Source organism: Streptomonospora litoralis (assembly GCF_004323735.1).
GTDB lineage: Bacteria > Actinomycetota > Actinomycetes > Streptosporangiales > Streptosporangiaceae > Streptomonospora > Streptomonospora litoralis.
In genome coordinates this window covers 3429021-3444056 of sequence record NZ_CP036455.1, presented here as the reverse complement: position 1 = coordinate 3444056, position 15036 = coordinate 3429021, and the positions used below count along the sequence as shown (strand labels likewise).

Below are 15036 nucleotides of genomic sequence, written 5' to 3'. Positions count from 1 at the left end.
AGGTCTTCTGAGCAGTTCGGAACATCCGGGCTGCTCTTCTTTTTTGACCGGTTTAACCGGCTATTTTATGATAAGGGAAAGGCGTTGGGGTGGAATTCCAGTTGCGCTGATATCCCCGTTGGTGGATGTCCGGATGGCGCGACTGGCTCACGTTGGTGGCGTCTTTCCTGTGTTTCCGGCGAGGAGATTCAAGTTGTCCCTAACGCCGACTGAGGTGGCGCCTATGCAGGTTGGCGGATTCCCTGGATAATCGCTCCGGCCGTTCCGGACCCGCCGAATTCGGGGCCTATGAGTGCGGGATGCCCATGCGCGATGAAAGTTGCCGATGGCGTCGCATGCGGAGGAGTTCGCCGGGTACGTGCGGTGCCGACCAGGCGTGAGACTGGCTCGCCGCGATGGACGGCCGGTGAAGGTGCCGGCCCCGCCAAGGCGGGAGGCAGGCGGAGGAACCCGGCGCGCATTCGGGGGTCCGGTGACGATGAACGGTCCGCAGGCAACCTGAGGAAACGGATTCGTATTCGCATGCTCCAACGGATAACGCGCGGTCGCGGCATCTGCACGCATCCGCGCAGCAAGGCGGGGCCGATTCGGGGATCGTTCCCGCGGGCGGGCCACGCCGGTCGAGAACAATCGGCACAGCATCAACGGTCAGCAAAGGAACGGGTGGAAGCACCATGACCGAGTCCGGTGTGGAGAACGGGCAGCAACCGCTGAGCCTGGGAACCGCGGCCGCGCGAAATCTGGCGACGACGACCAAGACTCCGCCGCAGATGCAGGGGATCACCTCACGGTGGCTGCTGCGGCTGCTCCCCTGGATCGAGGCCACGGGCGGCTCCTACCGGGTGAACCGGCGGCTGACCTACACCGTCGGCGACGGCCGCGTCAGCTTCATCACCGCCGGCACCGACGTCCGGGTGATCCCGCGGGAGCTCTGCGAACTCTCGCTCCTGCGCGACTTCGGCGACGAGGCCGCGCTGGAGGCGCTCGCCGAGCGCTTCACCCAGGAGGAGTACGCGCCCGGCGACGTCATCGTCGAACGCGGCGCCCCCGCCGACCGCGTCTACCTCATCGCCCACGGGAAGGTGAACCGGCTGGGCTCCGGCGAGTACGGAGACGAGACCGTGCTCGGCACCATGATCGACGGCGACCACTTCGGCTCGGCCGCCCTGGTCCAGCAGGAGGGCTCCTGGGACGCCACCGCCAAGGCGGTCACCCCCTGCACCGTGCTCTGGCTGCCGCGCTCGGAGTTCCAGCAGGTCGCCGACCGTTCCGACGCGCTTCGGGCACACGTGGCCGAGGTCCACGCGCGCCCCGCCCGCGAGGAGGACCCCGGTGGCGAGGCGGCGATCGCGGTGGCCTCCGGCCATGCCGGCGAGCCGGACCTGCCGGGCACGTTCGTCGACTACGAGGCCGCACCGCGGGAGTACGAGCTGAGTGTGGCGCAGACGGTGCTGCGGGTGCATACGCGGGTGGCCGATCTGTACAACCAGCCGATGAGCCAGCTGGAGGAGCAGGTCCGGCTGACGGTCGAGGCGCTGCGGGAGCGCCAGGAGCACGAGCTGGTCAACAACAGCGACTTCGGGTTGCTGCACAACGCCGACCTCAAGCAGCGCATCCCCACCCGTACCGGCCCGCCCACCCCCGACGACCTCGACGAACTCCTGGGCACGGTGTGGAAGGACCCGAGCTTTCTGATCGCCCACCCGCGCGCGATCGCCGCCTTCGGCCGCGAATGCAGCCGCCGCGGCGTCTACCCGCAGAACGTCGACGTCGAGGGCCACCGGGTACCCGCCTGGCGCGGAGTGCCCATCTTCCCCTGCAACAAGATCCCGGTCACCTCCACCCGCAGCACCGCGATCATGGTCATGCGCGCCGGCCAGGAGAAGCAGGGCGTCGTCGGCCTGCACCAGACCGGGTTGCCCGACGAGTACCAGCCGGGGCTGTCGGTGCGGTTCATGGGCATCGACGATAAGGCGATCATGTCCTACCTGGTCAGCACCTACTACTCCGCCGCCGTGCTGGTCCCCGACGCCCTCGGAATCCTGGAGAACGTCGAGATCGGCCGCGAAGGCTGATCCGCCGCCTCCGCGGCCCCAAACCGCCCGTGCGGCGCCCCCGCGCCCCCGACGCAGGCCGCACGGGCCCTCCCCCCTTCCGCCGCGGCCGCCCGCGCATCGGACCCTCCACGCCGCGGGCGCCCGCCCGACCGCAGCCCCTTGCCGGCCCCGGCCGCGCCCGCCGCGGGCGTACCGCGCATCCGGGCGCCGGCGCGACCCAGCGCTCCCGCGACCAGCGGGGGCGCCTCCGATACGACCACAAGTCAGGTGGTGCGACAGATGACCGAATCCAGCGTCGAGAATCCGCAATCCGAGCAGCTGAGCCTCGGTACCGCGGCGGCGCGAAATCTGGCGACGACGACCAAGACTCCGCCGCAGATGCAGGGGATCACCTCCCGTTGGCTGCTCCGTGTCCTGCCGTGGGTGCAGGTCGACGGCGGCACCTACCGGGTGAACCGGCGGCTGACCTACACCGTCGGCGACGGCCGGGTCAGCTTCATCACCACCGGGAGCGACGTGCGCGTCGTCCCGCCGGAACTGGCCGAACTCCCGGCGCTGCGCGGCTTCGCCGACGAGGCCGCGCTCGCGGCCCTGGCCGAGCGCTTCGAGCAGCGTGAACACGGTCCCGGCGACGTCATCGCCGCCGCGGGCGCCCCCGTCGACCACGTCTACCTCATGGCCCACGGCAAGGCGGGCGTGCACCGGGCCGGTGAGTACGGCGACGACACCGTGGTCGGCCTGCTCGTCGACGGCGACCACTTCGGCGACTCCGCGATGGACGCCGATCCCGGCACGTGGGAGGACACCGTCAAGGCCCGCACGGCCTGCACCGTCCTGGCCCTGCCGCGCTCGGCGTTCCAGCAGGCCGCCGACGCCTCACCCGCCCTGCGCGCCCATCTCGAAGGCGCCCGCGCCCGGTCGGAGTACCCCGTCAACAGGTACGGCGAGGCCGACATCGCCGTCGCGTCCGGCCATGCCGGCGAGCCGGACCTGCCGGGCACGTTCGTCGACTACGAGCTCTCACCGCGGGAGTACGAGCTGAGTGTGGCGCAGACGGTGCTGCGGGTGCATACGCGGGTGGCCGATCTGTACAACCAGCCGATGAGCCAGCTGGAGGAGCAGGTCCGGCTGACGGTCGAGGCGCTGCGGGAGCGCCAGGAGCACGAGCTGGTCAACAACAGCGACTTCGGGTTGCTGCACAACGCCGACCTCAAGCAGCGCATCCCCACCCGTACCGGCCCGCCCACCCCCGACGACCTCGACGAACTCGTCTCCCGGCGGCGCAGGACACGGTTCATCCTGGCGCATCCGCGCGCGATCGCCGCCTTCGGCCGCGAGTGCAGCCGCCGCGGCGTCTACCCCGACAGCCTGGCCCACGAGGGGCACAGCGTCACCGGCTGGCGCGGCATCCCCATGCTGCCCTGCGACAAGATCCCGGTCACCGCCCGCGGCACCAGCTCCATCATCGCCATGCGCACCGGCGAAGACGACCAGGGGGTGGTCGGCCTGCACCACATCGGGCTGCCCGACGAGTACCAGCCGGGGCTGTCGGTGCGGTTCATGGGCATCGACGATAAGGCGATCATGTCCTACCTGGTCAGCACCTACTACTCCGCCGCCGTGCTGGTCCCCGACGCCCTCGGAGTCCTGGAGAACGTCGAGATCGGCCGCTGACCGACGGAACGCACAGAAGGGATTCCGGCTCATGGTGGCAATCGAGGAGACGACGGGAGGCCGCTCGGCGGCCGAGGTGCTCGCCGGTGTCCGCGACATCGTCGACCCCGTCTTGCGCGCGACGGTTCAGACGCTTCCCCCTTCGCCGAGGGCGATCGCCGAATACCACTTCGGTTGGCGCGACGAGCGCGGGAACCCGGTGGGCGGCGCGGGCGGGAAGATGTTCCGGCCCGCGCTCGCCCTGCTGGCGGCCGAAACCGTCGGCGGCCGTGCCGAAGACGCGGTGCCGGCCGCCGTGGCCGTCGAACTGGTGCACAATTTCTCGCTGCTGCACGACGACGTCATGGACGGCGACACCACCCGCAGACACCGCGCCACAGCCTGGAGCGTCTTCGGTGTCGGCGGCGCCATCCTCACCGGCGACGCGCTGCTCTCCCTGGCCTTCGACGCGCTGGCCGCCGGCAGCGGCCACACCCCGCCGGAGGCGGCGCACCGGCTCAACGAGGCGGTCCAGCGCCTCATCGACGGCCAGAGCGCAGACATGGACTTCGAGCGCCGCACCGACGTCGGACCGGCCGAGTGCCGGTCCATGGCCGAGGCCAAGACCGGCGCGCTGCTGGGCGGAGCCTGCGGCCTGGGGGCCGCGTTCGGCGGCACTACACCGCAGGGGGCCGAGGACATGCGCCGATTCGGCGAACTGCTCGGCCTCGCCTTCCAGATCGCCGACGACCTGCTGGGCATCTGGGGCGACCCCGCAGTCACCGGCAAACCCGTCCACTCCGATCTGCGCAACCGCAAGAAGACGCTGCCGGTCGTGGCCGCGCTGGCCGCCGGCGCCGCCGAGTCCGGCGAACTGGCGGCCCTGTTCGCCCGCGAACGGTCGCTGGAGGGCCCCGACCTCGTCCGCGCCGCCGAACTGGTGGAACGGGCGGGCGGACGCGACTGGGGCGAGCGGGAGACCGAGGCTCTGCTGGAGCGGTCGCTGGAGCACCTGCGCGCCGCGGCCGCCGCCGCGTCCCCCGCGGCCGAACTGGCCGCACTCGCCCGCCTGGCCACCCGACGCGACCACTGACCGACGGCCGATCCGAGGAGGCAGAGCAATGTCCGACACCGCAGCACCGCCCACGGACCCCGGCGCCGCGCACCCGCTGCGGCCGGGCTCCGTCCTGGTCGCCGACCGCCTCGTCCGCGCGCACGATCCCGAGATCGCATGCCCGGCGGCCGCCCTCGTCGCCGGCGACCTCCGCCGCCGCGGTGCGCAGCCCGTGCGCGGCACCCTGCCGCTGGCCGCGGGCGAGGGCCCACCATCGGCCGCCCCCGAAGGCGGCGACCGGCACGCTCCTGGGTTCACCGCTCTGATACCGGGAACCGACCCGCCCGTCGGTCTGGGCGCCGCCTGCGCCGCGGACCCGGCGGATGCAGCCGCCGAACGCGCGGCGCGCGAGGCCGTCGACGCCTGGCTGGCGGTCGCCGGCACCGCGCGCACCGTCCTGCTCGCCGCGCCGAGGTCGTTCTGCGCCGGGGTCGAGCGCGCCATCGAGGTCGTCGAGCAGGCGCTGGCGCAGCGCGGCAGCCCCGTCTACGTCCGCAAGCAGATCGTGCACAACACCCATGTCGTCGCCGACCTGGAGTCGCGGGGCGCGGTTTTCGTCGACGAGCTGGACGCGGTGCCCGAAGGCGCCACGGTGGTGTTCTCCGCTCACGGCGTATCGCCCCGGGTGCACCAGGAGGCGGCCGAGCGGAGTCTGCGGGTCATCGACGCCACCTGCCCGCTGGTGACCAAGGTGCACACCGAGGCCCGCCGCTACGCCTCCCGCGGCGACACGGTGGTGCTGATCGGCCACGCCGGACACGAGGAGGTCGAGGGCACCCTCGGCGAGGCGCCGGAACGCACCGTCCTGGTCGAGACCCCCGAGGACGTCGCCGCGCTGGAGGTCGCCGACCCCGAACGCGTCTCCTACCTCACCCAGACCACGCTGGCCACCGACGAGACCGCCGCGGTCGTCGACGCCCTGCGTGCGCGGTTCCCCGCCCTGCGCGGGCCCGCATCCGACGACATCTGCTATGCCACAACCAACCGCCAGGACGCCCTGAAATCCATTGCCGAGGAGTCCGACCTGGTCCTGGTGGTCGGCTCGGACAACTCCTCCAATTCGGTGCGGCTGGTCGAACTCGCCGAGCGCTGCGGCACTCCGGCCCGGCTCATCGACGACACCGGCGACATCCGGCCGGAGTGGCTGGCCGGGGCCCGTACCGTCGGCCTCACCGCCGGGGCTTCGGCGCCGCCGGGGCTGGTCGAGGCCGTGATCACCGCGCTCGGCGGCCTGGGCCCGGTGACCGTGCACGAACGCGAGATCACCCGCGAGACCATCCACTTCACCCTGCCTTCGGTGGTGAGGCCGTCGTGACCAGGGCTTCCACGGATCCGGCAAACACCGCAGCGGCGGCGCCCGCAGCGGAGCCGCAGTCCGACCCCGGCGGCGGCGCACCCGCCCGCGGTAGCGGAGGCGTCCGTGAGGGCGGCTTCAGCCCGAGCGGCGGTCGCGACCGTGGTCTTCGCAGCGCGAAGCCCGCCGCCGACGCCTCCGGCGTCCCCGACGCGGGCGGGGCCGACGGCGCCGAGGGCGGGGCGGACCCGCTGGACACCATCAGGTCGCCGGCCGACCTGCGCGCCATGGCGGCCGCGGACCTCCCGCCCCTGGCGGCGCGGATCCGGCGTTTCCTCATCGAGAAGGTCTCGCGCACCGGTGGGCACCTCGGCCCGAACCTGGGCGCCGTGGAGCTCACCATCGCCGCGCACCGCGTCTTCGACACCACGCGCGACACCCTGCTTTTCGACACCGGCCACCAGACCTACGTGCACAAGATCCTCACCGGACGCGGCGCGGACTTCGACACGCTCCGCAAGGAAGGAGGACTGTCCGGCTACCCCTCGCGCGCCGAGTCCGGCCACGACCTGATCGAGAACTCCCACGCCTCCACCGCGCTGTCCTACGCCGACGGCCTCGCCAAGGCCGTTCGGCTCAGCGGCACCACCGAGCGGCGCGTGGCCGCGGTCGTCGGCGACGGCGCGCTGACGGGCGGCATGGCCTGGGAGGCGCTGAACAACATCGGCGCCGCGCCGCAGCGGCCCGTCGTCGTCGTGCTCAACGACAACGGCCGCTCCTACTCGCCCACCGTCGGCGGTATCGCCCGCCACCTGGCCGGGCTGCGTGGCGCGGTGGGGGAGCGGTCCGCCGGCACGGTCTTCGAGGGCCTGGGGCTGGCCTACATCGGTCCGGTCGACGGTCACGACATCGCCGAGGTCGAGGACGCGCTGCGCTCGGCGGTCTCGCTGCACCGGCCGGTCGTGGTCCACTGCGTGACCCGCAAGGGCAAAGGGTACGCGCCCGCCGAGGCCGACGAGAGCGACCACATGCACACCGTCGGCGTCATCGACCCGGCGACGGGGCGGCCGGCCAAGAGTGGTGCCACCTGGACCTCGGTCTTCGCCGAGGAGATCACCGCGATCGGCGCCGAGCGCTCGGACGTGGTCTGCGTGACGGGCGCGATGCGGCTGCCCGCCGGGCTCGGCCCGTTCGCGGAGCGATTCCCCGACCGTGTCCACGACGTCGGTATCGCCGAGCAGCACGCCGTCACATCGGCGGCCGGACTCGCCTTCGGCGGTATGCACCCAGTGGTCGCCGTCTACGCGGCGTTTCTGGGGCGCGCCTTCGACCAGGTGCTGGCCGACGTCGCGCTGCACCGCCTGCCGGTCACGTTCATCCTGGACCGCGCCGGGGTGACCGGCCCCGACGGGGCCAGCCACCACGGCATGTGGGACGGTTCGCTGCTCCCGGTGGTGCCCGGGTTGCGCCTGGCCGCTCCCCGCGACTGCGCCCGCCTGCGGGAACTGCTCCGGGAGGCGGTGGCGACGGCGGACGGCCCCACGGCGCTGCGCTATCCCAAGTCCGCGGTGGGTTCCGACATCCCGGCCGTGCGCCGCATCGGCGACTGCGACCTGCTGCGCGAGGCGGCGGGTGCCCGGGTCCTGCTGGTGTCGGCGGGCCCGTTGGCCGCCGCCTGCCTGGAGGCGGCCGCCGAGTTGGACGGGCGGGGGATCGCCGCGAGCGTGGTCGACCCGCGGTGGACGGCCCCGGTCTCCTCCGCGCTGGTCTCCCTCGCCGCCGGATACGACCTCGTCGTCGCGGTCGAGGACACGGTGACCACGGGCTCGCTGGGCATGCGCCTGGCCGCGGAGCTCTCCGCGGCGGGCGCAACCACCCGCGTCGCCACCCGAGCCCTGCCGGACCGGTTCCTGCCGCACGGATCCCGCAGCCGAATCCTCGCGTCGGTCGGCCTCGACCCGGAAAGCATCGCAGCCGCCGTCCGGAACCTGCTGGACCACCCGGGCTGAAAGGGTGCGGTGCGGGGGCGGCTCGGGTTTGCTGGGCGGCCTTGGTGGTCTGCCGGGTGGCGGGTGGTCTTTACTGGAGAGCGGCGGCGAGGGCGGCGGTGGGTTGCGCCTGCGGTTGTCGGGCCGGGTGCCCGCCGGTGGCGGCCGTCGGCGAAGGGAAGTCCGGGTGCTGGCCGCGGGCGGTGGCTCGTGCGAGGGTGGCCGGCGCCGATATGTCCGGTCCGCCGGTTCATCCGGCCGCCGAGCGCGAGGTTTTCGCCAAAGAACGACTCGGATTTGGTGATTTCCGGGCGTTGGACGAGCACAGCGACACCGAGGCCGGGCGCTCCACCGACAAGGCCGAACAGCAGACCCGAGCCGCCCCTCAGCCGGCTGGGCCACCGCCGGGCACCCCGCCCGACGACCGCGCGCCCGCCCCCAGAGCGTGCAGCTTTCAGTGCTTTGCGTGTTTCAGTCACGATCGGGCTTACAGGTTGCTTAATATGAGCATCTGAGTCATTCTTGGGCTGTTCATCTGCGTGAAATGAGCAGCCGGGAGTGTGCAGTGCGCCATCAGGAGCTGCTGGACGCCGTCATCGACGGCATCCAGCGGGTCGAAGACCTGGCTCGGATCCTGGGCATCAGCCCCTCCACGGTGCGGCGGGGACTGGCCGAGCTGGAACAGGCCGGCAAAGTCGTGCGCACCCACGGCGGCGCGGTGCCCTCGCCCACCGGCGGGGAGCTGTCCTGGACGCAGAAGAGCCGGCGCCACGCGGCCGCCAAGCGGCGTATCGCGGCCTATGCCGCCGACCTGGTCGCCGACGACCACGTGGTCCTGCTCGATGCGGGCAGCACGACCACCTTCATCGCCGAGCGCCTGGCCTCCCGCTTCGGGCCCACGGTCGCCACGAACGGGCTCGGTCCGATGACCGCCCTGCACGACGCCGAAGGCGTCGAGCTGATCGTGCTCGGCGGCCGTGTGCGGCGGCGCCGGGGATCCATCGTGGGCGACTACGCCCGCGGCGTGCTCGACCGGCTCACCGCCGACATCGCCTTCATCGGCGCCGACGGGGTGGTCCCCGGTCGCGGGATCAACTGCCCCAGCCCCGAACTTGCGGCGATCAAGGAGCTGCAGATGCGCAGCGCCCGCGAGGTCGTGGTGGTCGCCGACTCCAGCAAGGCCAACGCGGCCGAACACCACTACTGGGCCGTTGCGCCCGGCCCCCATGTCCTGGTCACCGACGACGGAATCGGTGACGAGGACGCCCGCACCTTCGACGCGGACCCCTCCTGCCGACTCCGCGTCGTCGCGACCGCAGGCGACCCCATCACGCCTGCGGCGACCGATTGACCCCACGAAAGGGGCGGACATGGATGTGCAGCTGCTCGCGGCGCTGGTCCTCGGCGTCGCGGCCGTGGTCGCGATCATCGTATGGTCGCGGCTGGACGCCTTCGTCGGCCTGCTGGCCGGCGCGCTGGTCACCGGCGTGGTCGCCGGGGTCCCGGTAACCGAGCTGATCGACCACATCACCACCGGCTTCGGCAACACCCTCGCCGGGATCGGCATCGTCATCGCACTCGGCGTCATGATCGGCAAGGTGCTGGAGGAGAGCGGCGGCGCCGACGCGCTCGCCCGGATGTTCGTCCGCGCTTTCGGCAAGGGCCGCGAGGACGTCGCCATGACGGCGACCGGGGCCGTCGTGTCCGTTCCGGTCTTCTGCGACTCCGGCTTCGTCATCCTCCACCCGTTGGCGCGTACCCTGGCGCGCCGCTACGGCAAGCCGCTCGTCGGGGTTTGCCTGGCGCTGGCCGGCGGCCTGGCCGTCACCCACCACCTCGTCCCCCCGACGCCCGGCCCGCTGGCCGCCGTGGGGCTGCTCGGCGCGGACCTGGGAACCGTGATCCTGGCCGGAGTGGCCATGGCCGCCATCCTGGTGCCGGTCGTGGTCGCCTACGCCCGCATCATGGGGCCGCGCCTGGAGCGCGAGTTGGACCCCGACCTCGTGCCCGAGCTCGCCGCCGCCGGCGGCACCGCGGGGGCGGCCGCCGGCGGCCGCGGCTCGGGCGCGGCGGGAACCGCCGGCACGGCCACCATCGGCTCGGCCGGCGCCGGCGCAGGCGTCTCCAAGGAAGACGGGGAGTCGGACGCGGGGGAGGAGTCCGGCGGCAAACCGCGGATCAATCCGGCCCTGGCCGCGCTTCCGCTGCTCCTGCCGCTGCTGCTCATCGTGGGCAACACCGTCACCGGTGCCACCGCCGAGGGCAGCCGCATCGCCGAGCTGTTCGCGTTCATCGGCGAGCCCGCCATCGCACTGCTCATCGGCCTGGTCATCGCCGTGTACCTGCTGCCGCGGCTGCACACCGGCCGCAAGACGGTGGTCGGCTGGCTCACCTCGGCGGCCGCCTCCGCCGGCATGATCGTGTTCATCACCGGTGCCGGCGGCGCGTTCGGCGAAGTGCTGCGCCAGTCGGGTGTCGGCGACGCCCTCGCCGAGACGGTGTCGCAGTGGCCGGTCCCGATGTTCCTGATGCCGTTCCTCATCGCCACGTTCGTGCGCATCGCCCAGGGGTCGGGCACCGTCGCCATCATCACCGCCGCCACACTGAGCGCACCGCTGGTGCAGTCGGCCGGGGTCGACCCGACGCTCGCGGTGCTCTCGGCCTGCTCCGGCTCCTTCGTCTTCTCCTACGTCAGCGACTCGTTCTTCTGGGTCGTGACCCGCTTCACCGGTCTCTCCGGAGGGGCGGCGATGAAGATGTGGACCGGCGCCACCACCACCCTGTGGCTTGCCAGCCTCCCGCTGCTGGGCATCGCCGCGCTGATTCTGGGATAGGAGGACGACCGTGGCCCAGGTACTCGTCGTCGCCGACGACCTCACCGGCGCCAACGCGACCGGCGCCCGGTTCGCCCGCGCGGGGATGCGTGTGGCCACGGTCACTCCCGAGCAGGCGCCGCGCGCGGCCCGCGACTACGACGCCGTGGTGATCAACCTCGACAGCCGCCACGTCCCCGCCGAGCAGGCCGGCGACCTGGTCGCCGACGCGGTGGAGGCGGTCTGGCCGGTTGGCCTGGTGGTCAAGCGCACCGACACCACCCTGCGGGGCAACGTCGGCGCGGAACTGGAGGCGGCGTGGCGGGCCGTGCGCGAGCGCGTGGCGGAGTCCGTGCCGGTGCGCGCCCTGTTCGTACCGGCCTTCCCCGACTCCGGACGTGTCACCGTCGACGGCGTGCAACTGCTCGACGGAGTCCCGCTGGAGCGCACGGAGCTGGCCCTGGACCCGCTCAACCCGATGCGCACCAGCGTCGTGGGCGACATTCTCGCCGCCCAAACCGGGCTGGCGGTGCGGCACGTCCCGCTGCGCCGCATCGCCCAGGGTCCGCTCGCCGCCCAGTTGGCCGCCGGTGAGGAGCCCGTCGTGCTCTGCGACGCGCTCACCGAGCAGCACCTGGCCGACATCGCCCAGGCCGCCGCAGTCGTCCACCGCGACGACGGGACGGTGTGGCTCGCCGTCGACCCCGGCCCCGCCGGGGCGCTGCTGGCCGACGCACTGGAGCTGCGCGGGCGCGCCGCAGCAGCCGGACCGCTGCTGGGGGTCGTGGGCAGCGCGACCGAGCTGACCCGCCGCCAGCTCGACGCGGTCGCCCGCGGCGGGCCGGTGCGTTTCGTCGACGTCGACGCCGCCCGCCTGGCCCGGGACGGTGGCGAGTACCGCACCGCGCTGGCCCGGGAACTCACCGACCACCTCCGGGCGGCCGCCTTCCCCGAACCGGTCGTACTGCGCACCGCACAGTCCGCCCGCGACGTCGTCGAGCTGCCCGGGGCGGCCAAGCTCGCCCTGCCCGGCCTGCTGGCCGCCCTGGTCGGCGATGCGGTGCGCCGAGCCGAGGGCCCGGCCCGGCCCAGCGGCCTCTACACCAGCGGCGGCGAGGTGACCTCGGCCGTCCTGGACGCCCTGGAGGCGCGCGCGTTCGAGGTGGACGGCGAGGTCGTCCCGCTCGCCGTGCACGGCCGCCTCAGCGGCGGCGCCCTCGACCAGATCCCCGTCGTCACCAAGGGCGGCCTGGTCGGCGACGACTCCGCACTGGTGGAGTGCCTGGCCGAGCTGCGCCGCGCCGTGCGGGGGCGCCTGCGCACGGTTCCGGCCGAGGTGCCCGAGCACCACGCCCCGCACTCGCCCCATCCGCCGCAGACCCCGCCTTATTCCGGAGCCGCCGAGCCCGCCGTGCCCGCCGAGTCCTCCGAAACCGCCGGATGCCCGCGCACACCGCCGCGGGCCTGACCCCGTCAGCGGCCGCCGACCGGCGCCGCGCGACGAGCAGCGACACCCGTCCGACCGCCCTCGCCGCGGCCGGACCCGCTTCCTGGGAGGGAAAAGAGATGCCCGAGACCGCCGAACCCGCCACCGGACGCCCGGCCCTCGCCGTCACCGTCGGAGACCCGGTGGGCATCGGCCCCGAGATCACCGTCCGCACTCTGGCCGAGATCGGCACGACCGCCTCCGCCCGCGGCGTGGTGGTGGCCGACCCGGCGGTGCTGCGCCGCGCCGCCGACGTGTGCGGCCTGGACGTGCGCATCCGCGAACTGCACTCCTGGGATCTGCCGGAAGAGCGAGACGGTGTGATCGACTGCTTCGACCTGGGCGAGCTGGGCGAGGCCGAGCTCGCCTGGGGGACCGTGGACAAGCGGGCCGGCGCCGCCGCCGTGCGCGCGATCGAGGTCGCCACCGGCGCGGCCATGGAGCGCCGCGTCTCCGGGGTCGTCACCGGCCCCATCAATAAGGAGGCGATCTGGGCGGCCGGAAGCGAGCACCTCGGCCACACCGAGATGCTGGGCGCGCTCACCGGCGTCACCCGGCAGAACACCATGTTCGTGGTGCGCGGCAAGAAGATCTTCTTCGCCACCCGCCACGTCTCGCTGCGCACGGCGCTGGACCAGTGCGGAACCGACCACCAGGTCGGCGCGATCGAGGAGGCGCTGACCGCGCTGCGGGTCTTCGGCCACGACGAGCCCCGCCTGGCCGTTGCCGCCATCAACCCCCACGGCGGCGAGAACGGCGCCTTCGGCACCGAGGAGATCGACCACCTCGCCCCTGCCGTGGAGCGGGTGCGCGCCCGGGGATCCGACGTCGCCGGACCGGTGCCCGCCGACTCGGTCTTCCACCAACTGCTGCAGGACCGCTACGACGGGGTCCTCTCCCAGTACCACGACCAGGGCCACATCGCCGCGAAGACCTTCGACTTCGACGGCACCATCTCGGTCACGGTGGGACTGCCGATCCTGCGCACCTCGGTCGACCACGGCACCGCCTTCGACATCGCCGGCACCGGCGCCGCCGACCCCGCCACGATGCGCTCGGCGTTCCTGCACGGCTGCGAGTTCTCCCACTTCGCCGACCGCATCCGCGCCGAGTACGGTTCCTGACGGCGATGCCGCGCCGCCCCGCCGTGGCTCCCGCGACGCTGTGACCGCCGCGGCGCCGCCTCGCTAGCCGGCGCCGGGTCGGGTGCTTGCCGGTGGCGGCGGTCGGCGGCGGGCGGCTCGGGTCTGCTGTGCGGCCTTGTTGGTCTGCCGGGGTGCGGGTGGTCTTCGGGAAAAGCGGCGGCGACGGTGGCGGAGGGCCCAGCCCGCGCCCAATGGGCCAGGTACCCGCCGGTGACCCACGCGACGGGGTCGGCGAGGGCGCGGGGGAGCCGGGAGGCGCTCGCGTGCCCGCTATGTCGCAGGGCGGCGCGGCGATTGTGCCCGTATGACGAGATCCAGCGGCGTTTTGTGGGAATTCGGCCGCGATCGCCGCGGGCTCCGCGGCCGACTCCGGAACGTCGGACGTAGCGGGCGCGGGGGCGGGGAGGCGTCGCCGCCGTGTTCCGGCCGGGCCCGCGCGGGCAGGCAGCCGCGCGGCGGGGCGCGGTCGCGGGTGCCCGCACGGCCCGGTGGCCGCGCCGGATCGGGGCCCGGGGGCGACGACACGTCGCTCGTGGCGCCCGGGGGCGGCCGCCGGGAGCTCCACGACCCGATGGGGTGGGCTTTTGGGGTCCTATGCCCGTTTTGCGGGCGGCCTCGGCGGGCGCGGTGGCGACGAGGTGCACGAAAAGTCGACGTCAGGGGCGTTTTCGCGCCATTCGGTGCGCCTCGTGCGCCACCGCCGCCGCAGCGCGGCTGCGGGCCCGCTGGGAAATCGGGCATTGCTGGACAAAACGCCCCGCGTTGTTTCGTATCGCGGAATCACGGTGCGTGGGTGGCGCCTCGGGGCGGCGCCGAGGCGGGTGCCGCCGCACGTACGTGCGTCTCGTGGCCCCGACCCGGCTGCATGGACGCCGCCGACTACCGCGGGCTCGGCCCCGCCGCCCCCGCCGGGTGGGCCACCGGCGGGCATGCGGTGCGGTGGGCGCGGGCCCGGCTCGGCTGCCACCGCCGCCGCTTTTGAGTGAAGACCGCCCGTCGCCCGGCAGGCCAGCAAGGCCGCCAAGCGGACCCGTGCCGCTCGCGTCTGGCGCCCGACCGGCGGGCACCGGGTGCGATGGCCGCCGCCTCCACCATTCGCCGCCCTTGCTGCTGCTTTCCGGTGAAGTCCACCCGTCGCCCGGCAGTTCACAAGGCCGCACAGCAGACCCCTGCCGCCCTCCGCCGATCACCGCCACCGGCGAGCACCCGACTCGTTCACCGCAGGTCCGGCCCTCTGCCGTCCTAGTACTGCAACGACAGTTTGCGATGTCATGGCCACCCAAGGTAGGTAACCGTGGGTGGTCCCTACTGATCTTGAAGCCTGGTTGCAGGAGCTCTCCACGGCCGTCGGGGCGCTGGATCACGCGAGAACCGCGGGTCGGCGAACAACCCCCGCGGCTGCGCGGATTCCGCCGATTGGGTAAGGTCACTGCGGCCGCAGAGCCACGGGTGGCGATGCAATGGCCCCCCAGTCAGTGGTGACTGC

9 protein-coding genes are annotated in these 15036 nt (G+C 73.2%); all 9 read left to right on the top strand.

Features of this window, described 5'->3' with window-relative positions; genetic code table 11:
• The first annotated feature begins 674 nt into the window (after positions 1 to 674).
• A complete protein-coding gene (locus tag EKD16_RS14640) occupies positions 675 to 2075 on the top strand; it encodes a family 2B encapsulin nanocompartment shell protein (RefSeq protein WP_131098898.1) in 1401 nt (466 codons plus the stop codon).
• A 261-nt stretch (positions 2076 to 2336) separates the two neighbouring features.
• Complete coding sequence (locus EKD16_RS14635; protein WP_131098897.1) at positions 2337 to 3731, top strand: family 2B encapsulin nanocompartment shell protein; 1395 nt, start codon at positions 2337 to 2339, stop codon at positions 3729 to 3731.
• Positions 3732 to 3762: 31 nt separating this feature from the next.
• Positions 3763 to 4803, top strand: a complete 1041-nt coding sequence (locus EKD16_RS14630; protein WP_131098896.1) for a family 2 encapsulin nanocompartment cargo protein polyprenyl transferase — start codon at positions 3763 to 3765, stop codon at positions 4801 to 4803.
• A gap of 28 nt (positions 4804 to 4831) precedes the next feature.
• Positions 4832 to 6139 carry a 4-hydroxy-3-methylbut-2-enyl diphosphate reductase gene (locus EKD16_RS14625; RefSeq protein WP_131098895.1) on the top strand — a complete coding sequence of 436 codons (1308 nt, stop codon included), beginning with the start codon at positions 4832 to 4834 and terminating at the stop codon, positions 6137 to 6139.
• Positions 6140 to 6405: 266 nt separating this feature from the next.
• On the top strand, positions 6406 to 8127 hold the full coding sequence (locus tag EKD16_RS14620) for a 1-deoxy-D-xylulose-5-phosphate synthase (RefSeq protein ID WP_131102570.1): 1722 nt from the start codon (positions 6406 to 6408) through the stop codon (positions 8125 to 8127).
• A 544-nt stretch (positions 8128 to 8671) separates the two neighbouring features.
• Complete coding sequence (locus tag EKD16_RS14615; protein ID WP_131098894.1) at positions 8672 to 9457, top strand: DeoR/GlpR family DNA-binding transcription regulator; 786 nt, start codon at positions 8672 to 8674, stop codon at positions 9455 to 9457.
• 19 nt (positions 9458 to 9476) lie between these two features.
• Entirely contained in the window at positions 9477 to 10940 is a 1464-nt protein-coding gene (locus tag EKD16_RS14610) for a GntP family permease (protein WP_131098893.1), read from the top strand.
• A gap of 10 nt (positions 10941 to 10950) precedes the next feature.
• Positions 10951 to 12387, top strand: a complete 1437-nt coding sequence (locus EKD16_RS14605) for a four-carbon acid sugar kinase family protein (protein ID WP_131098892.1) — start codon at positions 10951 to 10953, stop codon at positions 12385 to 12387.
• Positions 12388 to 12485: 98 nt separating this feature from the next.
• Positions 12486 to 13529: a 4-hydroxythreonine-4-phosphate dehydrogenase PdxA gene (gene pdxA / locus EKD16_RS14600; RefSeq protein WP_131098891.1), complete on the top strand. Its 1044-nt coding sequence runs from the start codon at positions 12486 to 12488 to the stop codon at positions 13527 to 13529.
• The last annotated feature ends 1507 nt before the right edge of the window (positions 13530 to 15036 follow it).